This is a genomic window from Psychromonas arctica, from assembly GCF_038155225.1.
Lineage (GTDB): Bacteria > Pseudomonadota > Gammaproteobacteria > Enterobacterales > Psychromonadaceae > Psychromonas > Psychromonas arctica_B.
Genome location: NZ_JBAKBA010000001.1, coordinates 137304 through 162524, shown reverse-complemented (window position 1 = coordinate 162524; position 25221 = coordinate 137304). Strand labels below are relative to the sequence as shown.

The window sequence follows — 25221 nt, the reverse complement described above, 5'->3', positions numbered from 1 at the left end:
GAAGCTTGAGCACTGCCATTCACTCCAAAGTGATTGAAGCAGCACCTTAAATCACTAAAATAATAAAATACTTAAGACATTAAGCCTTTTTAAAATAGTAAAAACACCAGGCCATTAAATGCATCACCATCAAAATACCAGTAATCCAAATAAATAGGATTAAAGTAACCTGTTGTACGGCTAACCAAGTACTGATGTTAAAACCTAAATAAATACTTAAACCGACAAGTAATAAACATAAATTAATGCCCATACATTGCTTACAACGCCCTAACTTCTTTTTAAAGAAAGTCCCAACACAAAGATCACAAGCCATATATACCCCAATATTACTTATCCTAACCGATACGCTAAAAGCCTGTTTTCTTGTGTTCCTACTACTTTTTCATTATGGTCTGCTTATTATTCCCTGTAGAGCTAACGATATGACGTATTTTATAAGCATGTTATTGCTTTTGATAACGCTTTCAAGCAATGCTGATTCAAATAGCGCTGAAAGTAGCAAAATAATAAAATCAAAGTCGACAGAACAAAAAACAACAACTCAAGTTCCTCACAATAATGGTACTGATGGGTTATTAAAAAATACTATTATAGAGCCCATTGAAAACTTCAATAATCTCTCTAAAAAAGTAGCCGTACCAAAAGCACCTATCCCTAAAGTAGTCACTAAAGAAGTACAACAGACAACGCCTGAGTCTTCTGCAGCACCAACAGAAAAGCAACAAAAGATTGAAATTAAAACTCAACGTATTAAAGAAGATATAACAATAGAAAATTAATTGTTTAAGAAGAACAATTAATTTTCATTGCATGGCTACATAATAATACCAATCCACATAAATATTCGTTCTATTTTTAACTCACTAGAATAACTCATCTATTAAATATCTGATTATCCTAATTAAACGGTTTGACCTAGGGTGTGCTTTAGATATACTGATTATCCCCTTGAATTTGAGATGATTAATAATGAAGTATATTGGAGCCCATGTAAGTGCTGCAGGCGGTGTTTTTAATGCACCGAAAAATGCCTATGACATTGGGGCAAATGCCTTTGCATTATTTACTAAAAATCAACGTCGATGGGAAGCAAAAGCACTCGATGAAAATACTATTCGCAAATTTAAAGCGGCTTGTATGCGCTACAAAATTGATACAAAAAATATTTTACCACATGACTCTTATCTGATTAATTTAGGCCACCCAGAAGAAGAGGCATTACAAAAATCGCGTCTTGCCTTTTTAGATGAAATGCAACGTTGTGAACAATTAGGATTATCCTTATTAAACTTCCACCCTGGCAGTCACTTAAAAAAGATCACAGAACAAGATTGTTTAAAACGCATTGCAGAATCCATTAATTTAGCATTGCAGCAAACAACATCAGTCTGTGCTGTTATTGAAAACACAGCTGGGCAAGGTACCAACTTAGGTTACCGTTTTGAACATCTCGCGACGATTATTGAAAAAATTGATGATAAACAACGTGTTGGCGTATGTATCGACACTTGTCATACCTTCGTTTCAGGCTATGATTTACGTGGGGCTAATGCAACAGAAGCGACCTTTAAAGCCTACTCTGACATTGTTGGATTTGAATATTTACGCGCTATGCATATTAATGACAGTAAAGTGCCTTTTGCTAGTCGAGTTGATCGACATGCGCCTTTAGGTGCAGGTGAGATTGGCTGGGGTTGCTTTGAATTTTTAATGAAAGATCCACGTTTTGATGGCATTCCATTAATATTGGAAACAACCGATGAAACATTGTGGCCAACAGAAATAAAACGTTTAAAACAGTGGTCCAATGACGATTAGAAGCTATTTGTTGCTTTTATAGTAGTAAATACTTTGAAACTCACTACACAGCGATTATGCTATAAAAGTATCGATAAAATAAGGAAAGTAATATTCATGTTTCAAACACTAAAAGCATCTATTCAAACCTATATGACAGAAGATCAATGTGCTTTTGTTGAACGCGCATATCATTATGCGTATGCGGCACATGATGGTGTGAAAAGAGCAAGTGGTGAACCTTATATTACTCACCCAGTGGCTGTCGCTGAAATTCTCGCAGGCATGAAACTAGACTATGAAGCCATTTCAGCGGCTCTAATGCACGATGTTTTAGAAGATACTGATACCACCCATCAAGAATTAGCCGACGCTTTCAATGACAATGTTGCACAACTCGTGGAAGGTGTGACCAAACTTGATAAATTCAATTTTGAAAATCGCGAACAAGCACAGGCTGAAAATATTCGAAAAATGCTTATCGCGATGTCTAAAGACTTCCGCGTTATGTTGATCAAACTTGCCGATCGTATGCACAATATGCGAACGCTTGACTCATTACGTTTAGATAAGCGTCAACGTATTGCACAAGAGACCTTTGAAATATTTACGCCCATTGCCAACCGCCTTGGCTTACATTATCTAAAAAATGAACTTGAAGAGTTAGCTTTTAAAGCACAAAACTCAGCTCGTTATCATGTACTTAAAGAAGCCATCACTAAGGCACGCGGTAACAGAAAAGATTTTATAGAAAGTATTTGCGATGAAATATCAGAGCAATTAACTTCAATGTCCATTGACGCAAAAGTGATTGGTCGTGAAAAACACCTGTATAGCCTATACAAAAAAATGCGTAAAAAAGGATGCCAATTCCATGATGTAATGGATGTTTATGCATTTCGTATTATTGTAAAAGATTTAGATACTTGTTATCGGGTATTAGGCCAAGTGCATCACCTGTACCAACCTAAATTAGAATATTTCGAAGACTATATCGCATTACCAAAAACAAATAGTTACCAGTCATTACACACCACTTTGATCACTCATCAAGGTGTTAATATTGAGATTCAGATCCGTACTGAAGATATGGATGCAGTAGCAAAACACGGTATCGCTGCGCATTGGAGTTACAAAGAAGGTAAGCAGAGCTCTAATATTTCAGCACAGTTACAAACACGTAATTGGTTCCAGGGATTAACAGAGCAAGAAGATAACAGTACTAACTCAATTGTCTTATTAGAAAATATTAAACAAGAGTTAGGTAAAAATGATATTCATGTATTAACACCGCAGGGTAAAATTATCGTATTACCTGCCTTCGCGACACCTGTTGATTTTGCTTATACATTGCACACTAATATCGGTCATCATTGTATTGGCGCAAAAGTTGATAACGAATATTCATTATTAAGCCAAAAACTAGAAAGTGGGCAAACTATTGAAATCATCACGGCGAAAGAACCTAATCCAAGTCCTGAATGGTTAAATTTTGCAGCAACCCATAGAGCCAGAAATAGTATACGTAATTATCTTAAACAATTACCGCAAACAGCCACTATTCCAATGGGTCGACGTTTATTAAAACAAGCCTTAAATGCTACGAATCTAACAGATATTCCACAAGAGAATATCGATAAGGTCATTGCTGATCATCATTTGGATGGATTCAATCATCTATTACATGAAATCGGTAGCGGTAAATTATTGAGTATTATCATCGCAAGACGTTTACGAGGTAATGCAGGTGAGTTAACTGAATCGCACCAAAAACAACAAATAAGACAAAGTGCCATTAAGGGAGCTGAAGATATTATGCTTTCTTATGCGAACTGTTGTAAGCCATTACCTGGCGATCAAATTGTTGCTCACACTAGTACAGGTAAGGGTTTAGTCGTACATGTTAAAAGTTGTCACAATGTAATTGGTTTTGAAAATGAACTTGGTAAGTATATTGCGGTCGAATGGGACATGAACTTTATGAATCAATATGAATATTCAAGTGATTTGATTATTCAAATGGTTAATCATAAAGCCGGATTAGCAAAAATGTTTAATGTAATAGCAAAAAGTAACGCGAATGTGTTGGATTTACAGACAACTGCCGTGACAAATCAGATCTACTCGATTAATGTGACATTAACGGTCATAAATCGCATACACTTGTCTCGCATTATGCGTCAAATTAAAAAATTAACTGGCGTTAAAACTGTAAAACGAAGCAGCAAAAAATAATAAATTCCGATTAAATTTGTACTAAATGCTTTAAAGTATTGTAAAAGAACAAGTTTATTCGGTATTGTTAAGATATTAAACGTATACCCAATGGATTAGATCACTATGAAAACCGTTAAAATTATGATGTTGATGTTGAGCACCATAATACTAGGTGCTTGCACCGCTGAAACTCAAATTATTCCTCAAAAAGTAAATCTGTCTCAGCTGCAACATAATTGGAAGTTAACTCATGTTGATAATATCCAACTAGCAACCGTCATTAAAAGCACATTAAAAATCGAAGCGGATAATAAAACGTCAGGAAATTTGAGTTGTAATAGTTTTTTTGGTGAAGCTAAGTTTGTAGATAACCAATTACGAATAGAAAAAATGGCCAATACACGTAAAATGTGTGATGAATTGAAGAACAGTGTTGAAATGGACGTAAGTGAAGTTTTAAGCAACTGGGCAAATGTTATGATTGATAATGAAACGTTAATTGTCAGTAATAAAAAGCATTCATTGACTTACCAACTTGCTGACTCATTAAACTAATTCAATTTATGTAATCTCGACTGAATAACTCACTATAATATTCAGTCGAGCATGTTTTTATTATGTCATTTTTATCACTTCGCGACCGTTTAACCACCTAAACACCCTCACTATCTACAGCTAAACGTATATTGTTAAGCGTTTACCCTAAATCTATAGATCCAACACTTCAATCTAAATAACCTCAGTTCTGGATAAGCAAAGCGATACAACACCTCTATTTCTGCGGATTTCTACGTTAAATTACCTCTCAATAACCCTTTATTACTTCAATAATCCGCCTTGAACTACGCAAAACTAACGGCACTGACTAGTAAAAAATATAACCTTATGATTTTAAATATAATTCCGCTTTCATTAACCAGAATTGAGATTAAATAAACTCCAATGGTCTTAGTATTAAGTAAAAAATAATCAAAACTCTAGAGTTAAGTAACAATTACGTCACTATTATGTGTTAATTTAAGAGACTAAGAATTGCTCGAAAAACGACCTACCTTTATTGGGGTAATCATCTAGTGATTTTTAGAAATAGAAATAGCAAAGGACATTATTTAAATTCAAACCTATAGAGGATTCGAAAATGAGTAATATACATCAACTTAACAGCCTACCTAAACAAACAACAATCAACCTAATCGCATCTTACCAAGGCGATTTTAAACATGATAATTTCAGTTATCATCAATTATTAGAAAAACTACAAAGCACCGTTATGCATAACCATTTTATGGATCAAGAAGATAATGCCGCTTGGATGAACCATAGGGGCAGTGATTATTTAGCAAATCCTAAGCTATTTGCTCACGCACCTCTTACTTACTTATGCGTATTTTTAAGTGAAACTTTTAAACATAATAAACTCAGTCAAATTGAAAAGAAAATATCGCCAAGTGTATTTGAAGCGATATTAAAACGTTTAAATGACTTTAAGTAATAATGGCTTTAAACAAGAGTTAAAAGTTATAAATAGAAAAAAATATCAATCATTTCACTTCGACTTGATTGGTGATTAGCGCTCATTATATTACACTGGAGTTTACGATAAATAGACAAGAGCAAGTATGGACTCCTTAACTCAAATAGTTTTAGGCGCAAGCGTTTCTGGTGCTGTTGGTATCAAACCTTTTGGACGTAAAGTGTTAATTACAGGTGCATTATTAGGTACTTTGCCTGACTTAGATGTACTACTGACTTATCAAACCGCGATTGAAGATTTTACTCTACATCGCGGTTTCAGTCACTCATTGTTGGTTTTAAGCCTTTTTAGTGTATTTTTATATTGGCTTATTTTATATTTTAAGCCTGCATTATACGCACATAAAAAATCATTATTTTTAGTTATCTTTCTACCTTTAATCACCCACCCTCTTTTGGATGCTTTCACTACTTATGGAACGCAATTATTGTGGCCATTAGATATTCAACCCACTTCTTGGTCTAGTATATTCATCATTGATCCTCTTTATACACTACCATTAATGTTTGCAGTCATCGGTTTATGGTTTCGCGAGAAAATATTAAGGTGGCAAAAAATAAACCGAATAATGTTAGCGTTCAGTTGTGCATATTTAGTACTTGGCCAAGTGCAATTTTGGAATATCCAACAAAAATTAACACACGATCCTATTGCAAAAAGTGATCACTTATTCATTGCACCAACACCATTTAATACGCTGGTTTGGCAGGTACTTAGCTACCATGACGATAATTATTATGTAACCTTTACAACAGCATTCAATGACCAACCTTTATCATGGCAAACATACGACACAGGAAGATCACTAATCAATAGCTTTGATTCAGCTGAATTACAACGTTTGGAATGGTTTAGTGGTGGGTTATTGAGGTTTACAGAGCAGGACAATCAATTGATCGCTACCGATCTGCGTATTGGTTTAACAGACTATTATCCTTTTTCATTCAGCTTAGCTGAGGACAAAAATAATTGGCAAGAAATTAAGTCTCAAAAAATGCCAGAGCCTGTTATTAACTTAAACAAGTTAACTGAATTAATGCGTTTTTTAAGTAAAATATAAAAATAAACTTATAAAATGTTTAATTTCAGAGATAAATGCTTCGCTATATTTATCTAACTTAATATAACCAACACCTGTGATTGAAAGGTATTAAGAGTCAGTTAATTTGAAAATAATATTAATTTAAACTTAAACTTAAACTTAAACTTAAACAAGAATACCTTTTACAAAGTATCAACGTATTGTTTAATTTCAGAGAGGAATTCTTCGCCATATTTATCTAACTTAATATGGCCAACACCCGTAATTGAAAGAAACTGAGAATCATTGGTAGGCATTAACTCACTCATCTCTGATAAAGATACGTCACTAAAAATAACGTAAGGAGGTAAGTTTTCTTGATCTGCTATTTTTTTACGTAAATGGCGTAACCTAGCAAATAATTTACTGTCTGCATTGGCAGAAACACTACGACGTTTTTGTTTCGCAGTCGTTTTTACTAGTTGTAGTCTTGGCACCGCTAACATTAAGCTATTTTCAGATTTTAAGACAGTACGTGCCGCTTCCGTTAACTGTAACGCAGAACCACGCGTTAAGTTTTGCATTAACAATCCACAGTGAATTAATTGTCTAGCGATACTAAACCAGTGTTCCGTTGATTTATCTTTACCTATTCCAAAAGTCGATAGCTGATCATGACCAAGGCTTTTGACACGGGCAGTTTGAGCGCCTCGCAGTACTTCAACCACATGTGTGATCCCAAAGTATTGCCCTGTACGGTAAACGCAAGAAAGAATTTTTTGAGCGTCTATCGTCGCATCATAACTTTGTGGTGGATCTAAGCAGATATCACAGTTACCACAGGCTTTAGGGCTGTATTCACCAAAGTAATTTAATACTACGCGACGACGGCAAGTTTGCGCTTCTGCAAAGGCAACCATGGTATTCAGTTTATGTAACTCAATACGAAGTTGTTCTTGGTTTGGGTTCTTTTCTAACAGGCTTCTAATACGTGCAGGATCTGCTGGGTCGTAAAATAGCATTGCCTGTGCGGGTAAACCATCACGCCCTGCTCGACCTGTTTCTTGGTAATAAGATTCTATATTTTTAGGAATTTCATAGTGCACAACAAAACGCACATTAGGTTTATCAATTCCCATCCCAAAGGCAACAGTCGCCACCACAATTTCGACTTCATCTTTAATAAATAAGTCTTGTACGTTTTGACGCTCTTCTAAAGGTAAACCAGCATGATAACAGCGAGAGTTAAGGCCTTTGGTAGCAAGCTTTCCAGCTATCTCTTCTGTGCGTTTACGGCTGGTACAATAGATGATGCCACTTTCGTCTTTATGTTGGTCTAGATAATTAAAGAGTTGTGTTAATGGGCGATATTTTTCAATCAATAAATATTCGATATTAGGACGATCAAAGCTACGAATTTCTATTAACGGATCCTGAAGCTTTAAACGCTGCAAAATATCTTGTTGCGTTGCGTGATCTGCCGTTGCAGTCAATGCGACTAACGGAATACTTGGAAAGTATTCTTTTAGATTGCCTAACAGCGCATATTCAGGCCTAAAATCATGACCCCATGATGAAATACAATGCGCTTCATCTATGGCAAATAAATTGATTGGAAGGTGCTGTAAACGACCGATAAAATCAGGGCGTAATAAACGCTCTGGCGCTACATATAATAGTTTTAACTGACCACGATGTAGAGAATTAATGATGTCGTTTTGTTCTTGATAAGACAAACTAGAGTTAAGGTAAGCAGCTGCTACACCACAGGCTCTTAGTGTGTCTACCTGATCTTTCATTAAAGAGATTAAAGGGGAAACAACAATGCAAATCCCTTCTCTTACTAAAGCAGGAATTTGAAAACACAGGCTTTTACCACCACCTGTTGGCATCACAACTAATGCATCACGTCCTGCAATAAGGTCGTTAATGACCGTTTCTTGACCATCACGAAATTGCTTGTAACCAAACACATCAAATAAAACGTTATGTGCAGTACTCGTCATACTCTGGTTCAAAATATAGCAACCTATTGATAGTCTAAGCGGATAAAAGGGTATGCATTGTAAATCAGCGGCATAAATATTTCAGCCTAAATTTTCTGATTTAGAAGAGGCTATAATGCACTAAATTCCTTGCTAAATATATCCACTTTCTGCCAATCGGTTAATTCTAAGTCTTGTGTTTTATCAGTACTACCACCGGTCATCTTCATAATTAATTGAATTAACAGTGTTTGCCACCAATTATAACGAGAATATAATAAAGCACCTGCGAATACGCCTTTCAGCTGTGGTTGCCATTCTGATAATTGATCAAACTTTTTCATATAAGCATTATTTTCAGGAATTGCTTTTTCAGGCTTGCGTGCAGTCAAACAAACCACAAAAAAAGCATTCGATACAGCGTCTAACTGTTGCTTATGTTTATTGACAAATTTGATGATATTCGGCCGAAAATTACCGTAACGAACAGAAGCACCCACTAATACTTTTTGATACAAAGAGAAATCAATCTGTGGATTATCATCAATGTTTAATACCGTCACATCACCAAGAATAGATTGTTTGATATGATTGATAATTTTTAAAGTTTGCCCATCAACAGAAGAGTATAAAACTAAAGTGTTGTTAGAAATGGTTTCGTTAGGCGTTGCTTCGTTAGGCACTGCTTCACCAGTTATAGTGTCGTTAGATTTAGCTTCAATAGACATAATTTAATTTTTCCAAAATACAGGTGTAAATAATACTAATAAGGTAAAGACTTCTAATCGTCCAAATAACATGGCAATAATCATCACCCATTTAGAGGCATCACTGACATCATTAAAGTGTAACGCAACTTCACCGAGCCCAGGACCAAGATTATTTAACATAGCAACGACAGAGGAGAAAGCACTCAGCTCATCCATCCCCGTCATCAATAAAGCCAACATACACACAATAAACACTAAAGCATAGGTAGAAAAGAATCCCCAAACCGCTTCAACCACTCGGTCAGGTAAGGCTTTATTACCTAATTTTATTTTATAAACCGCTTTAGGGTGAACCAAACGTTTTAACTCTCGTTGCCCTTGTAAGTTAAGCAATAAGACTCGAATCACTTTTAAACCACCACCTGTTGAACCTGCACAGCCACCAATAAAACTGGCAAAAATAAGCAGGACAGGTAAAAACAAAGGCCAATCTGAAAATGAAGTTGTCGTAAAACCAGCGGTTGTCGCAATAGAAACAGCTTGAAACATTGCATGTGAAAAAGTTGTTTCGATGGAGCTATAAACGTCATTATCTATCAAAACCAGAAAACAGATACCAGTTAATAAGACTTGAATGAAGATAAAGGCGCGTACTTCAGGATCTCTTCGATAAACTTCTAAGCTGAATTTTTTAGCTGAGAAAGCAGTAAAATGTAAGGCGTAATTAATACCGGAAATAATTAAGAAAACCACGGTAATGATATTAATTATTTCACTATCAAAGTGTCCCATACTCGCATCATAAGTGGAGAACCCCCCAATTGATACGGTTGAAAAACTGTGTCCAAGTGCATCAAACAAGCTCATGCCTGCAAGCCAAAAAGCCAACATACAAGCCACTGTTAAGCATAAATAAACATACCATAGCGCTTTTGCAGTTTCTGCTATTCGAGGCGTCATTTTAGAGTCTTTAACAGGACCAGGCGTTTCTGCTCGATATAGCTGCATACCACCAATCCCTAACATCGGTAACACAGCGACGGCTAATACAATGATCCCCATACCACCGAACCATTGCAGCATTTGGCGATAGAAAAGAATAGATTTAGGTAAGTCATTGAGCTCAGCAATGGTCGTTGCGCCGGTAGTGGTTAAACCTGAAAATGACTCAAAAAAAGCCGTGGCCAAATTCATATCAACACTAGAACTCATTAAGAAAGGGATTGCACCGACACTACCTAGAGTCGCCCAAAAGAGCACGACAATTAAAAAACCTTCTCGGGCTTTTAATTCGCTTTTATGGCGTCTATTTGGAATCCAAAAGAAAAAACCAATGATTAAAGTAACAAAAAAAGCAGCCAAAAAGTCATTACCGCCGCCATCTTGATAGATATACGCGATAAATACAGGCGGCAACATAGTTAAACTAAATAACCCAATCAGCATCGCGACGATCCTGATAATAGAGCGAATAGCCACTAGTTAGCCCAGCTCAACAACTGACGTATTAATTTTCTTTGCAATGACTTGTCCCTGCATCAATGATTGTAATTTTTGCTTAAAAATATCGACCTGCTCACTATCTACTTCTATTAACACGACAACTGATTGCTCATAATTAGCGTTAATAATTCGTCCTGAATTTGATTCAAGTAGATGTTCTAAGGTTGCCATTTGAGAATATGAGCATTGTAACTCAAATCGCTCAAAAAAACGTTTTTCAGATGTAGGCATGGTAGGACACAATTGTTGTAAACCATTGCTATACGCACGCACTAAACCTCCAGTGCCTAACTTAATGCCGCCCGAGTATCTAACGACTACCGCAACCAACTCTCCAACATGAGTCCCTTGTAATACGGCTAACATTGGTTTCCCAGCAGTGCCTTTCGGTTCTCCGTCATCACTACACCCCATATTAACACTATCATCAGGGCTACCACCGATATAAGCCCAGCAATGATGACCTGCATCTTTATGTAATATTTTCATTTCAGCAAGGAACTTCATTGCAGCTATTTTTCCCTTAGCCGGACAGATAAAAGTTAAAAATCGACTTTTTTTAATCTCTTCTTCAAAAAAAACAGGTTTGTTTAAGATAAAATAGGGTTTATTCACTTTCAATTAAAAACCCTTGTGATTGCCAAGCCAGAAAACCACCAGCAACTGAATGAACGTTTTGATATCCCATTTGTTGTAAAGAAGCAGCCGCTAAGACACTGCGAGCACCAGAACGACAAAGTAAATAAATCGGCAATTGCTCAGCAGAGGAGACTTCATTAATTAATGAGTTATAAATAGGTAAGTTACTCAACTGCATTTCTAACACACCACGCGGGACTAAATAACTTCCCTTTGCGTAACCAAGTGCTGTTTCTTCTGGTTCTCTGATATCAATAAACAATAAAGACTGATTGTTTTGTAAATGCTGGTTAACGGTTGCACATTCAACTTCATTAACTTGAGAACGAAATGATTCAACCAGTCCTTTTCCATCTAATAACATATTTATTCCTACTCTTTAGCTGATAAGCAAGTCAGTAATTCTTCAATTTGTGGAAGCGTTAGATTATGTCTATCGAGTTGTTTAATAAACACCTTAATGACTTTTTCATCAAAAGGCTCAATGCTTTTTCCTGTTAACTTATTTTTAGTTGCGAGAATTAACGTTTCATCCGTTTGTGTCACATTTTCAGATAACGAGCTTAATACACAATGGTAACGTAGACGTGTCTCACTTAAGTGATCACTTAATACTTGTAATAATGACGTGTTACTCAAGGATAGTATATTACCGTCAAAGGTAATTAAATTCGCAGCTTTAAATTCAACTAATAAATCTAGCACTCTTTTTTTAAGTACTTCTGATGAGTCTTTTAAAAAATATTCAGCTTCAACAAATCCTAATAACTTAGTTATTAAATCAATTACTTGAATAACATTTATTTCAGTATCTTCACTACTTTCATTATTTAACTTTATTAATGCATAACTGAGCAATGACGGTAACGCAAATACATGTACCACTGTATTACGGTAATAAGTTAAATACGTACTTTGTTGGTGGTCACAACTCACTACATGATTAGATTCAGAAAACTTATTCATCGCTAATGCTTGTTGATAAATTAATTCAGGCGACTGCTTAGGGTAAGTAATTCCCGTACTTTCAGACATCTGAGCTAATAACTGCTGATGTAACTGTAACAAGCTCAGCATGCGTTGTTTGCCTAGTTGATAATTAGCACTTGCTAATAAAATAGCAGCACATAAAGGCAGTGCATTAACCGCTGTTACTTGGTTAATTCCTTGCATCACATTATTAGCAAGGTGATTAACTTGCAGCTGAAACGCTTGTTCAGATAAAGCTTGATCACGCCAATTAGGCTGTTGTTGGTCAAAATATTGCTTTAGATTAATTGGCTCTCCGAAATTAACAAAAGCACGGCCAAAGTTTTGTAGTTTTTTGAAAATACCTAGTACTTGCCAAGCACTTTCTTTTTCTTTTTTCTGTCCAGAAAGCTCTTTCATGTAAGTGCTCACTTCCATGATATGGTCATAACCTATATACACTGGCACTATCATTACATTTCTTTCAGGCTGGTCTAAAAAGGTTTGTACGCTCATCGCAAGCAAGCCCGTTTTAGCGGGCAATAAACGCCCTGTTCGACTACGCCCCCCCTCAGTAAAGAACTCAATGGGATAGCCTTGTTTAAACAACATGGCAAAATACGCTTTAAACACCTTTCCATAAAGTGGGTTATCTTTAAAACTACGACGTAAAAAGAAGGCGCCAGAACGTCTGAAAATACCACCGGCTGGAAAAAAGTTAAGATTCACTCCGGCTGCAACATGCGGAGGAACTAAACCTTCGCCGTATAACAAGTAAGAAAGTAATAAATAATCCATATGACTGCGGTGACAAGGCATATAAATAATTTCAGCACCGCTTTGTGTCGCATCTCGTACAGCTTGCGCATGGTTAACTTCTATACCTTGGTAAATACCATTCCAGACTTTACTTAAAATAAATCGGAAGACACGTAAAAATCGATATGAAAAGTTACTGCTAATTTCTTCTAAATAAGCATGGCTCTTTTTACGAATAACCGCTTCAGACTCACCACTTTCGATACTTTGTTGTTTAATTATTTGCTGCATTTTCTCACTAGCAACAACTTGTTTAATCATTTTTTTACGATTAGGGATTTGAGGGCCACGACTAGAGCGATGTTGAGTCGAAAAATAATGGAGTGCGACACGCGCTAATTTATAAGCTTGTTGTGTTGAATCGTTATTTTTGCCTAATAACATTTTGACTGAAATAGGCGCGTTGAAACGAATTAGGTGATCATTTCCGGCAGTGAGGATTGACCATGATTTTTGGAAAAAGCTAACATTACTATTGCCAGAAAATGCTTGTCGTGGGTTTTGTACTCCAGGGTTTCGCCCCCAGAAAAAAGTAACGGGAACCAGCTGTACATCAAGATCCGCGTACTTTAGATGTAGGTCGGATAGCTGTTGATATTGTTGTAAATAAGTAGATTGCTCTTGCTGTAATGGCTTTTTGGTAAAAAGGTACCCATCATGCAAATAAATAACCGCAGACAATGTAGTATCATGGACTTGTAAAGGCAGATAAGGATCCGGTAACGCATGCTCTCGACATGCTTTTTGTAATGCTAATAAGTCATTCGCGCTATTTTGATCTAACACATAAACAATAGGACGCGATAAATCTAATTTTAACTCTATGAGAGGGTTTTGTGGCACAACCACACTCTTTACCCAAAATCGACTAACCATCCGCGACCAAAATGAACCTTTAGCTAACACATACTGTCCTTTTTTATTATTATTTTGTTACTTTATGATGCGAGTTTAACATACCACGCTAGAGCGTATAGGCGTTGCAAGTAGTTCTGCGATAACTAACAAATCATTACTATCAATACACAGCTAATTGATGACCAAACGATGTCTATTTGTTAAAGTGTCAAGCTTAAACCTACGCACATGAGATTATTGGTAAATGCAAAAAAACACTGGATTAAAACGAATATTTTTGGCCTTCGGTTATTCAATAAAAGGGATTAAAAGTGCCTTTAAACATGAAGCCGCTTTTCGCCAAGAAATTTTGTTGGCCGTTATTTTAATTCCTATCGCATTTATTTTAGAAGTCTCTCAAATCGAACGTATTCTATTAATTTCACCTGTGGTACTTGTGATCATATTTGAAATAATTAACTCTGCCATTGAAGCCGTAGTTGATAGAGTTGGAACTGAATTCCATGAATTAGCTGGTCGCGCCAAAGATATGGGCTCAGCAGCAGTGTTAATTGCTTTAGCTTTAACCGCTTATATTTGGATAGAAATCCTGTTTTTTTAACCCACTTTACTCATTAGGATTTTAATATGGCGGATAAACCTGCTTTTACTAAACAAAAAAATAATATGAATTCTCCCATTAAAACTGTGCCTCATTCTTTTGAAGCAGAACAAGCGGTTATTGGTGGCTTATTATTAGATAACGATACTTGGTCTGATGTTTCTGAGCGTGTTGTAGATCGTGACTTTTACACTCGAGCACATCGTCTTATTTTTTCTACCATTGAAAAGCTCAGCAGTAATGATATTCCTGTTGATATCGTCACCTTATCTGAAAAACTAGAAGATACTCAAGAATTAGAAGGTGTCGGTGGCATCGCTTATTTAGCTGAGCTATTACAAAACACCCCTAGTGCAGCCAACATCAATAACTATGCAGATATCGTACGTGAACGTGCCATTGTTAGAGAGTTAATCGGCGTTGCAAATGATATTGCAGAAGCTGGATATGATACTGAAGGGCGTGATAGTGCGGAGTTATTAGACTTTGCAGAAACTAAAGTATTCCAAATTGCTGAAGCCCGTAATAATCAAAATGAAGGTCCTCAACCTATTAAAGACATTCTCAAAGAGACTGTCGCAAAGATTGATGACTTATGTAAAAACCCACGTGACGGTATTACAGGCCTATCATCGGGTTATAATGATTTAGACCAAATGACCACTGGTTTCCAACCAGGCGATTTAATTATTGTCGCAGCACGTCCATCGATGGGTAAAACCACCTTTGCAATGAACTTAGCAGAGCATGCGGCTTTGAACGCTGACAAACCAACCATTATTTTCTCATTAGAGATGCCTTCAGACCAAATCATGAACCGTATGTTGGCTTCTTTAGGGCGCATTGACCAAGGTAAAATTCGTACGGGCCAATTAGATGAAAATGATTGGGCTTCTTTATCGTCAACTATGTCGATTCTATTAGATCGCGGAAAGATGTTTATTGATGATAGCTCTGGCCTAACTCCGACCGAGTTACGCTCACGTGCTCGTCGTATTGCTCGTGATCATGGTGGAATCAGCATGATCATGGTCGATTACTTACAGTTAATGCGTGTTCCTTCGTTAAGTGAAAACCGTACCTTAGAGATCTCTGAAATATCACGTTCTTTAAAAGCATTAGCAAAGGAATTACGTTGCCCTGTTATTGCCCTATCACAGTTAAACCGTGGTCTTGAGCAACGTGCAGATAAACGCCCAATTAACTCAGATTTACGTGAATCGGGCGCGATTGAGCAAGATGCCGATTTAATTATGTTTATTTACCGAGATGAGGTTTATCACGAAGACAGTGAACATAAAGGCATTGCTGAAATAATCATTGGTAAGCAACGTAACGGCCCAATTGGTAAAGTACGTTTAACGTTCCAAGGGCGTTATTCTCGCTTTGATGATTACACGGGTACCGCTTATCATGGTGATGAGTAACCTGTTAAAAACAAAATACTATCGTTAGAGTTAACGCCAAAAAATAGAGGCACGTAGCCTATAATGAGCAAGCTTAATAAAATATTTCACACCGCAAATATGCAATTAAGCTTGTATCGTTTTTCATTACCTTTTCAACACCCCTTAAATTTTAAAGGACATCATTTAACCGTTCGTGAAGGTTTATGGTTAGTCGGTCATCAAGCGGACGGGCAATGTTTAATTGGTGAAATTTGCCCTCTTCCCGGCTTTAGTAATGAAACTCTAGAGCAATGCCAGCAATATCTATTAGGTGCACTTCAAACCGCCTCAAATCTGCAAGAAATAAACATTCATCATTTCCCGCTGTTATCGAGTGTCCATTTTGCATTATTTTGTTTACAACAACAGACCCCATGGCATAAAGCAGAGAATAGTGATTTAGTGAACCTAACCAGTGTACCTTTGTTACAAGGCGATCATTTAGAAATACTACTTCGTTATCAACAGTTAACATATCCAGCACTAATAAAGCTTAAAGTAGGCCGATTTACGGTTAAAGAGGAAGTGAATGTATTAAAAAAGCTTATTGAACTTAATCCTAAAATACGTTTTAGGTTAGATGCAAATCAACAATGGACTGAACAGCAATACACACAATTCTTAACCTTAGTAGACTCGCAATATATAGATTATATCGAAGAGCCCACCGCGTCACTTACTAGTAATATTAACATTTCTAAACAGTTTAACGTGTCGATAGCATTAGATGAAAGTTTATTAATTATTGACTCAATACCCATACATAATTGCATTAAAGCATTGATTATTAAGCCTACACTAATTGGTTGTCCAGAACGGGTTAAAGAATTGCTAAAGCATGCCCAGCAGCAACAATTAAGTGTTAGTGTCAGCGCTAGCTTTGAATCTCCTGTGGCAATTCATCAACTTCAACACTTAGCAATGAAATGGCAACAGCAATATAATGTAAAAGTGAGTTTAGGGTTAGATACATTACATGCTTTTGCAGATAAACCGAGTGACATAATCACTAAGCTAGAAAACTTACTAATACCTCCTTACCTTAACTCATCAATGCAAGTGACCTGCTTATGGAAATCTTAATAAACTATTGCCCTGTACGCTGGCAAGCTATCCATAATAACCAAGCCATTGCTATCGCATGTGAACAACGACAAATAACCTATCAACACTTAGATAACCTGTTAATTAATTTACAAAAACAGCTAACCGTTAACGTTAATAAAAAAGAAGATAGATTAGAAACAAACTCTTCATCGATAAGATTAGTTTGTATCGCCAGTAATGGCCTTGAATTATTGTTACTACAATTATTATGTATTCGCCTTGGGTGGTTATTTTGCCCTTTAAATCCTCGATTTACTGACGCTGAAATAGCACAACGACTCGCTATATTAAGTAGTGATTATTGCTGGGTTGCTGATGATTCAACACATTTACATTTTAAAACAGTAGATATAGATTTTTCTTTACTAGAAAAAGAAACAATTAAAGGTAATGAACTATCAGAGATAACCATTAACCCAAGCCACCCTTGTAATATCATTTTCACTTCAGGTAGTAGCGGCTTCCCTAAAGCCATTATTCATCATTATGAGAATCATTTTTTTAGTGCTTTAGGTTCTCAAGCTCTCATTCCTTTAAACCGCTATGACCATAATTTATTATCGTTGCCTCTCTTTCACATAGGGGGTTATGCAACAGTCATTCGCACCATTATTGCTGGTGCTTGTATCCATTTAACCTCATCGGCATTAAATATATTGGTGCTGCAACAACAAAAAATAACCCATTTATCGTTGGTTTCAACACAGTTAATACGCTTATTATCCGATCCTTTTTTTACTGCAAAAAAATGTCCGATAAAACATATTTTATTAGGTGGCAGTACTTTCTCTGATTCCTTATTAACATCATTAACTGCACGCGGTTTTGACTATCACTTGAGTTATGGGTGTACTGAAATGGCTTCTCAAGTGGCGACGTCGAACAACAGTAGTGATTTACAAGTATTACCTTATAGAGAAGTTAAAATACGAAACAATGAAATATATCTTCGAGGGAAAACTCGTTTATATGGATATTTCCAAGATAATAATATCGTTGTAGTCGATCCTAAAGAATGGATTCAAATGGGTGATACAGGAAAGATAACAGCTAATTACTTACAGGTTTTAGGACGAAAAGATCGACAGTTTATTAGTGGCGGTGAGAATATTCAGCCAGAAGAGATTGAGCGTATTTGCTTACAACATAAAAGCGTTGAGAAAGTGTATATTTATCCGATTGAAGATCAGCAATATGGGCAACGTATTGCCATTTTTATTGAATTTATTGAAAATGAAATAACGCGCTTTGAGCAACAAGCCCAGATACTTAAAGCGTATCTAGAAACACAGTTAACACGCTTTAAGCAACCAAATGTTTATTTAGCTTGGCCTCAAATCACTAACCAACAAAGCTTAAAAGTACCAAAAGAAGCTTTCATAGCACAATTAAAGCAACAGAAATTAATTTAATGAACGCTTTAAACGGTGCTCATAAACCAATTGCTCTGCATTTTTAATCAACGAAGATAAGTTACTATGACTGCCTGCATTATATTCAACGATGCCAGTATCAATAACTAAACGATATGCTTTATTCATTGTTGAATTAAACTTTTTAACATTAGCATCTAAACGAACAAACTTAGTATTATCAACAATCTCGTATTCACTATCATTCATTAATACAATGAATTCATCATCACCGGTACGTGCAATAATATCTGTCTCTCTGAATGTGTTTTTTAAAATATTAGCAAACAGAATTAATAACTGCTCACCCTCTTTTTTACCTTGCGTCTCATTAATTTTTTCCATACCAACTACATTCACATAAAGAGCAAAGTACGCTTTTTTAGCTCGCTGTGCTAAACGGAAATAATTATCCCCTGCGCTAACAAGTCCACGGTAATTCGATACTCCCGTTAACTCGTCCGTTAGCATTAAGGTATGGTTTTTATCTAGCAACGATTTATTAACAGTGATATCACATATTAATTCGATAATTCCTTGTACCTTTTTATCAATGGAATAATAAGGTTGATAGGTCACTTCATAGGTAAGCGCTTCACCAGAGACATTATACTTTATTGTCTCAATCCGTTGATTTAGCTTTAAAATTCTATTTTTATGCAACGAGCAAACGTTATTATGGCATTCTAAACAATTAAATATCGCTTCACAGTCAGCACTTAATAAATCGTTAACATTAAATCCATTAAGACTTTTATACATTTTATTAATGTAGGTTGTACGCCCTTCTAAGTTAAAAATTCGAACACCTAAAGGCAAGATATCCATAAACTCTGTTTGATCAAATAATGATGATTTTAATGAATCGTTTAATAGTTTGTAATTGCTGACATCTTCAATATAACCAACTACACCATGTTTTAAGGCACCTTGTTGAGCGACTTCATAATAGGAAACCTTATAAATTGAATCATCATCTTTTTTCAAATTATTAGATTCTATTTCAATACACCCACCAGCTTTGTTTATTTCGGCAAGAGAGACTTTAAGCGCATCAGGTTCATACTCACTATTTTGGTCGCCCTCGAGTAATTGCTTTTTACTGATATTTAAAAAATCATAAAAAGCTTTGTTTGCACCAAAATATTGGTCGTTATTATCTTTTAAGAAAATAGGAAAAGGCAAAACATCTAAACACTGTTGGTAGGATAGTTTCATTTTATATATAGCGGCAGACTTTCTCATCGCATACAACAATACCAATACTAGCATCAACATTAACATTACGCTGATCGTATTAAATTCAGTACTGGATACATACCATTTAGTTGTAGGGATAAAGCTGAGTAGTCCTCCTACATTGTAGCCATACACATCATTAATAGGCATAAATACAGCAACACCATCTTGTCCTGCAACCTGAGCACTAATTGAAAATTGCTTTAGTTGCATTAATTTAGACTCCTCTATCGGGCTAAGGCTATTTTTTAATTCATCTAAATCTGTTTCACTTAAATTAGCTTCAATCAAATTAATATGTTTGTTAACAAAAAAGCTGCCTGAGAATTCTGTTTCTTGATAGAACCTATTTTTTTGTGCCGAAGCGAGTAAAGGCCGTTTGGCTAATAAATATTGAGATTTCATATTACTTGCATTGCTTGATATATATTGCAAATTAGCCAACGGTATAGCGATTTCTATAATGGCAATAAACTCATTTGAAGCATTAAAAACAGGAAAGAAATAACGATATAAATAGCGCCCATTTTCTAATGACAGCCCAAACGAAGGCTTTAGTCTTTTGAGTACCTTTTCAAGGCCACCATTTAACTCCGTACCTTTCTTCTCCGCAACTTCTTTACCATCATAAAAGTATTTACCGATATTTAATAAAAGGTCGCCATTATTTAAATATACTTTTTGAGAAGAAAATATTTTGCTACTCACTCGAAATTGAGACTGTAGTTTTTCTTGGAGTTGTTGCTGAATTAGTTGTAAATTTTCAGGGGAATTTATGGCTTTATTCGCATCATCTAATAAAGACAGAATCGGCCCATAAGTATATTGAAGTTCAAATAACAGAGTCGCATTTGATTTAACTTGGGCTAATGTAGAAACAAAGCTTCTATAAGCAGTTCGTTCCGATAAGTTTCGTTGTTGTTGTTGATTTCCATCATCGACCATTAAAAAAAAGGTCGATACAATTAAACTGACAATAGCAATAAAAAAAACAAAATCAAAAGAGTAAAAACGCTTTGCTTTCAACATTTAAAACCTGATTAAACCAAATAATATATAGTATACAACAGACACTGTAAAAGATTTAACTACAAAATAGTCATTTTCAGCAATAGTCGGTAGAATAATGTTTCCAAAATATAGAGAGTAATTTATGGATACATACAAATTAAAAGCTCGCTTTATCCACCCTAAGTATTGGTTTGCTTGGTTAGGGATATTAGCGCTATTTCTATTTTCATTATTGCCTTATTCGACATTACTTAGGTTAGGTAGGTTATTGGGACGCTTATCTATCCCTTTTGCTAAAAAACGGTTCTACACAGCGCGCCGTAATATTGAATTATGCTTTCCTGATTTAACACCAGAGCAAGTCGATAAAAAAGTAAAAATGAATTTTGAACATACGGGTATCGCACTATTTGAAATGGGTATGGCATGGTTTTGGCCAGCTTGGCGTGTACGTGGTTTAGTCAGCATTCGCGGTATTGAACACTTCGAAAAGGCAATCCGACAAGATAAAGGTGTAGTTTTTTTAGGAGCTCATTTCCTCACTTTGGAAATGGGGGGACGCGCTGCCGGCTTAATTCATCCAAGTTACGCTGTTTATAGAAAAAACAGTAATGAAGTATTAGATTATTGGTTTTATTGGGGTCGAATGCGTGAAAACAAAGCGATGTTAGACCGTAAAGATTTTAAAAGCATGCTACGAGCATTAAAAAATGGTCAGGCATTATGGTATGCACCAGACCACGACTATGGAAAACATAACAGCAGCGTTTTTGCGCCCTTTTTTAATGTAAAAAATGCAAATACAGTCTCAGGTATCAGTACATTGGCACGCGTTAAAAATACGACTGTTATTCCAGTATTTTTAAAACGATTACCTAACGCTAAAGGCTATGAATTAGTTTTTAAGGAACCATTGCAGGACTTTCCAAGCAGTGACCTAGTGTTGGATACAACACGCATAAATGAACAAATAGAACTGATGATAAAAGAGTGTGATGAGCAATATATGTGGTTACATCGACGCTTCAAAACACGTCCTGAAGGCGAACCTTCCTTATATTAACGTCGAAGATCTCATTTAATATAAACACTGTAAATAAAAACTAAATTGGTCAATCTACTGGTTTTTATTTGCAGTGTTATCCTCAACTACCCCTATAGAATCTTAAACTCATGCTTAATATTTAATGCTTAAGTTTAAGTTTAAGCATTAAATAACTGTTCCCATACATTAGTAACTACCTTACGCTCTTCAACAAATTGTTCTTCGGTAGTAATCCTAGTCACTTTCCCTAAAGCCAAACGATGCCCTGCATCACGAAGATGGCAATATGCATCAATTAATTCAATTGTTTGTTGTTGTGTTAACAATCCTGCTTCTTTGCATGCTGTAAATATACGTAAATTATCTGACCATTTTGTTAATAACTCAGGAAATTTATAAGCATTAGCCAATACTAAATATTGCGCAATAAATTCAATATCAACCATTCCACCTACCGATTGTTTAAGATCGAATTCTCCAGTTGTAGCACGGTTTAAGTGATTACGCATTTTCAAACGCATCTCTGATACATCAGAGCGTAGTTTATCTATATCGCGTTTTTGACTTAAAACCTGTAAACGTATTTGAGCAAATTCTTGGTCCATACTTGAATCAATAAACACCGAACGAGTTCTTACTAAAGCTTGATGCTCCCACGTCCAAGCGTTTTCTTTTAGATAACGCTCAAAACCAGCTAAACTTGCCACTAAGGGACCAGAATCTCCTGATGGGCGTAAACGCATATCGATTTCATACAAAATCCCAGAATTCGTGCGAGTACTAAATAAATGAATAATGCGCTGTGCTAAACGAAAGTAAAATAATTGATTATCGATAGAACGATCGCCATTTGTCGTCCCTGATATATTATTTTCGTGTAAAAATACCACATCAAGATCTGAGTTATAACCTAACTCTAAGCCCCCCATTTTTCCGTATCCTATTACAGCAAAGCCTTTTCTGTCCGTTCCTACCACATTACTAGGTAAGCCAAATTTATGAGTTATTTGTGCCCAAGCTATCTGTACTACATAATCTAAAATAGCTTCACTTAAACACGTTAAATGATCACTGACTTGTGGAAGTTTAATGCCTTTTGCTATATCTGCAGTAGCGATATGTAAAAACTGCATTTGCTTAAATTGACGCAATGCTTCCATTTGTTGTTCCATATCATCTTCAGGGATACGTAACATAAACAGTTGTAATTCACTTCTATAACGCGTTAACTCCGTCGGATTATAAAGCTTTTGAGGATCTAATAACTCATCTAATAGAATAGGATGTCGAGCTAATTGAGCTGATACACGAGGACTTTCAGAGCATAACGTTAACAGTTGCTTCAACGCACCTTCATTTTCATTTAATAACTCTAAGTACGCAGTACGGCTAACGATATTAAGTAATAAGTGATGAATACGTTCAAATAGTTTTTCAGGCTGTGGATAGTCACAAATCAATGAGATCAATCGAGGTAACAACTTATCAATCGTTTCTTGTCCTCGAGGGCCAATAGGGCGTCGAATCAAATCTGCTTTCAATGAAACAATCATTTTTGCAAATGTATTAATTTGATCTGAATTCACATCATCACTATTAATACTTTCAGCTAATAATGGTGTTATTTCTTCACTACTTAATTGTAATTCCCACATTTCGATAAATGTTTCTTCTGCTTCGGTTTGTTGCTCTTCAGTCTCACCAATAACCCAGTTAAATTCATTATGTACATTAGCCATGATTTGATTCAAACGAGCATAAAAACTTTCCCAATCCTCAAACTTAATGACCTTAATTAAACGTGATTTATCGAGTTCATTATCTGGTAACGTTTGAGTTTGCTGGTCTCCAATTTGCTGTAATACATTCTCAACAACACGAAGGAAATAATAAGAACTTAATAAACAATCAACACGCTCTTGCGGTAATACATTAATATCTGCAATAACCTGTAATGTTTCTTGTAACCCTTTACATTGCAGTTCAACATTACGACCGCCATGAATAAGTTGAAATGCCTGTGCAACAAATTCAATTTCACGAATGCCTCCCATACCTAACTTAATATTATCTTTTAATCCTTTACGGCGAACTTCTGCACTGATCATTGCTTTCATCTTTCGTAATGAATCAATAGCACTAAAATCTATATAGCGTCTAAACACAAAAGGTTTGAGCATATTTTTTAGCTCTTCTTTATCTTCACCTTCTTGCCCTAATACGCGAGCTTTCACCATTGCATAGCGTTCCCATTCTCGACCTTGGGTTTGATAATAATCTTCTATGGAGCTAAAGGCTGTGACCAATGGGCCTGACTCCCCGAAAGGCCGTAAACGCATATCAACCCGATAAACAAAACCATCAACAGTGATCTGATGTAACGCAGCGATTAAACGTTGACCTAATTTAGTGAAAAATGCTGAATTTTCAATAACACGACGACCGCCTTGGGTTACACCACGCTCAGGATAAGAAAAGATAAGATCAATATCAGAAGAGAAGTTAAGCTCTTTACCACCTAATTTCCCCATGGCAAAAATAAACATCGTTTGCTGTTTACCTGATTCGCCGAATGGCGTGCCTTGCTCTTTACATTGCAGTTCATATAGCCAATCCAAACCTTGTAGAATTAATTGATCTGCTAATAATGAAATATGCTCAAAACTCTCTTGTAAAGAACTGAGATTTAAGAGTTCACGCCATGCAATCACCACCATATGTTTTCGCCTAAATAAACGCAGAGCCTGGTGTAATTGGGGTTCGGTTTCAGTAGTTGTCAGTACTGTATGTAATTCATCTATTAGCTGTTTTTTGCGATCAGTACTGGTTAATAAATCACCTTCAAATAAAAGAGAAATAAGATCAGGCTGCTTTATTAATGAGTTGGCAATAAAATCACTTAATGCAAACACATCAAATAATGTTCCCTGTTGTTGCTCAGTCAAGGTTGATAAATCAAAACGTTCACTCAATTGTTGAATATATTTTTGTGCAGCAGCTTTTAATAAAGACATACATTACCCATGCTAAAAATTAGACTATTCATTAACTTAACAGGAGTTTTAAATCTGATCAGTAATTTTTAGCACTTAATCATTGAAAAGTGATTTAAAGGCCGCATTATTGTAGTACGAGTCATTGAATAAACACCGATAACTCGCAACCTTAAATATGCGTGCTCAGTAAACTTAAATTAAACGGTTACCCTATTGTTAAATTAGGCTAGTACAAATAAAACACATAAACCCATTGACATATAATGCCACGGGGTCTAAATTAACACTCACAAGACATTTAATGTCA

At 35.8% G+C, this 25221-nt stretch carries 20 protein-coding genes; 11 read left to right on the top strand and 9 right to left on the bottom strand.

Annotated elements, in window-relative coordinates; translation table 11 throughout:
• Positions 1–79 precede the first annotated feature (79 nt).
• Entirely contained in the window at positions 80–316 is a 237-nt protein-coding gene (locus tag V6255_RS00775) for a DUF3624 family protein (RefSeq protein ID WP_341626423.1), read from the bottom strand.
• A gap of 109 nt (positions 317–425) precedes the next feature.
• On the opposite strand from V6255_RS00775, the gene V6255_RS00770 reads away from it, so the two are divergent.
• The 6 genes from V6255_RS00770 (at position 426) to V6255_RS00745 (ending at position 6611) form a co-directional block, all read left to right on the top strand.
• Entirely contained in the window at positions 426–782 is a 357-nt protein-coding gene (locus tag V6255_RS00770) for a hypothetical protein (protein ID WP_341626422.1), read from the top strand.
• A gap of 190 nt (positions 783–972) precedes the next feature.
• Positions 973–1821, top strand: a complete 849-nt coding sequence (gene nfo, locus V6255_RS00765; protein ID WP_341626421.1) for a deoxyribonuclease IV — start codon at positions 973–975, stop codon at positions 1819–1821.
• 90 nt (positions 1822–1911) lie between these two features.
• Complete coding sequence (locus V6255_RS00760; protein ID WP_341626508.1) at positions 1912–4035, top strand: RelA/SpoT family protein; 2124 nt, start codon at positions 1912–1914, stop codon at positions 4033–4035.
• Positions 4036–4140: 105 nt separating this feature from the next.
• Positions 4141–4572: an META domain-containing protein gene (locus V6255_RS00755; protein WP_160064520.1), complete on the top strand. Its 432-nt coding sequence runs from the start codon at positions 4141–4143 to the stop codon at positions 4570–4572.
• Positions 4573–5155: 583 nt separating this feature from the next.
• Entirely contained in the window at positions 5156–5509 is a 354-nt protein-coding gene (locus tag V6255_RS00750; RefSeq protein WP_341626420.1) for a hypothetical protein, read from the top strand.
• Between the two features lie 127 nt (positions 5510–5636).
• A complete protein-coding gene (locus V6255_RS00745; RefSeq protein WP_341626419.1) occupies positions 5637–6611 on the top strand; it encodes a metal-dependent hydrolase in 975 nt (324 codons plus the stop codon).
• Between the two features lie 164 nt (positions 6612–6775).
• On the opposite strand, the gene recQ is transcribed toward V6255_RS00745, so the two are convergent.
• The 6 genes from recQ to plsB all read right to left on the bottom strand — a co-directional run bounded on the left by recQ (position 6776) and on the right by plsB (position 14103).
• Positions 6776–8578, bottom strand: coding sequence for a DNA helicase RecQ (recQ, locus tag V6255_RS00740; RefSeq protein WP_341626507.1), 1803 nt, complete (start codon positions 8576–8578; stop codon positions 6776–6778).
• 110 nt (positions 8579–8688) lie between these two features.
• A complete protein-coding gene (hemG, locus tag V6255_RS00735; RefSeq protein WP_341626418.1) occupies positions 8689–9285 on the bottom strand; it encodes a menaquinone-dependent protoporphyrinogen IX dehydrogenase in 597 nt (198 codons plus the stop codon).
• 3 nt (positions 9286–9288) lie between these two features.
• Positions 9289–10746 (bottom strand): TrkH family potassium uptake protein, encoded by a 1458-nt coding sequence (locus V6255_RS00730; RefSeq protein ID WP_341626417.1) that lies wholly within the window; start codon positions 10744–10746, stop codon positions 9289–9291.
• A gap of 3 nt (positions 10747–10749) precedes the next feature.
• Complete coding sequence (locus tag V6255_RS00725) at positions 10750–11385, bottom strand: YigZ family protein (RefSeq protein WP_341626416.1); 636 nt, start codon at positions 11383–11385, stop codon at positions 10750–10752.
• Complete coding sequence (locus V6255_RS00720) at positions 11378–11773, bottom strand: rhodanese-like domain-containing protein (protein WP_341626415.1); 396 nt, start codon at positions 11771–11773, stop codon at positions 11378–11380. Before V6255_RS00720 ends, V6255_RS00725 begins: the two co-directional genes overlap by 8 nt.
• Before the next feature lie 8 nt (positions 11774–11781).
• Positions 11782–14103 (bottom strand): glycerol-3-phosphate 1-O-acyltransferase PlsB, encoded by a 2322-nt coding sequence (gene plsB / locus V6255_RS00715; protein ID WP_341626414.1) that lies wholly within the window; start codon positions 14101–14103, stop codon positions 11782–11784.
• 196 nt (positions 14104–14299) lie between these two features.
• On the opposite strand from plsB, the gene V6255_RS00710 reads away from it, so the two are divergent.
• The 4 genes from V6255_RS00710 (at position 14300) to V6255_RS00695 (ending at position 18623) form a co-directional block, all read left to right on the top strand.
• Entirely contained in the window at positions 14300–14656 is a 357-nt protein-coding gene (locus V6255_RS00710; protein ID WP_025562533.1) for a diacylglycerol kinase, read from the top strand.
• Between the two features lie 26 nt (positions 14657–14682).
• A complete protein-coding gene (gene dnaB, locus V6255_RS00705) occupies positions 14683–16083 on the top strand; it encodes a replicative DNA helicase (protein ID WP_025562535.1) in 1401 nt (466 codons plus the stop codon).
• Between the two features lie 63 nt (positions 16084–16146).
• Positions 16147–17187 carry an o-succinylbenzoate synthase gene (gene menC, locus V6255_RS00700; RefSeq protein WP_341626413.1) on the top strand — a complete coding sequence of 347 codons (1041 nt, stop codon included), beginning with the start codon at positions 16147–16149 and terminating at the stop codon, positions 17185–17187.
• Positions 17175–18623 carry an AMP-binding protein gene (locus V6255_RS00695; protein ID WP_341626412.1) on the top strand — a complete coding sequence of 483 codons (1449 nt, stop codon included), beginning with the start codon at positions 17175–17177 and terminating at the stop codon, positions 18621–18623. The genes menC and V6255_RS00695 overlap by 13 nt, the downstream gene beginning before the upstream one ends.
• On the opposite strand, the gene V6255_RS00690 is transcribed toward V6255_RS00695, so the two are convergent.
• Entirely contained in the window at positions 18615–20891 is a 2277-nt protein-coding gene (locus V6255_RS00690; protein WP_341626411.1) for a diguanylate cyclase domain-containing protein, read from the bottom strand. The genes V6255_RS00695 and V6255_RS00690 overlap by 9 nt on opposite strands.
• 124 nt (positions 20892–21015) lie before the next feature.
• Between V6255_RS00690 and lpxL the strand changes: the two genes are divergently transcribed.
• The gene (gene lpxL / locus V6255_RS00685) at positions 21016–21936 is read left to right on the top strand and encodes an LpxL/LpxP family Kdo(2)-lipid IV(A) lauroyl/palmitoleoyl acyltransferase (protein WP_341626410.1); all 921 of its coding nucleotides are present in this window, start codon (positions 21016–21018) and stop codon (positions 21934–21936) included.
• Between the two features lie 140 nt (positions 21937–22076).
• Here lpxL and glnE read toward each other — a convergent pair whose 3' ends face one another.
• Entirely contained in the window at positions 22077–24932 is a 2856-nt protein-coding gene (gene glnE / locus V6255_RS00680; protein ID WP_341626409.1) for a bifunctional [glutamate--ammonia ligase]-adenylyl-L-tyrosine phosphorylase/[glutamate--ammonia-ligase] adenylyltransferase, read from the bottom strand.
• Positions 24933–25221 lie beyond the last annotated feature (289 nt).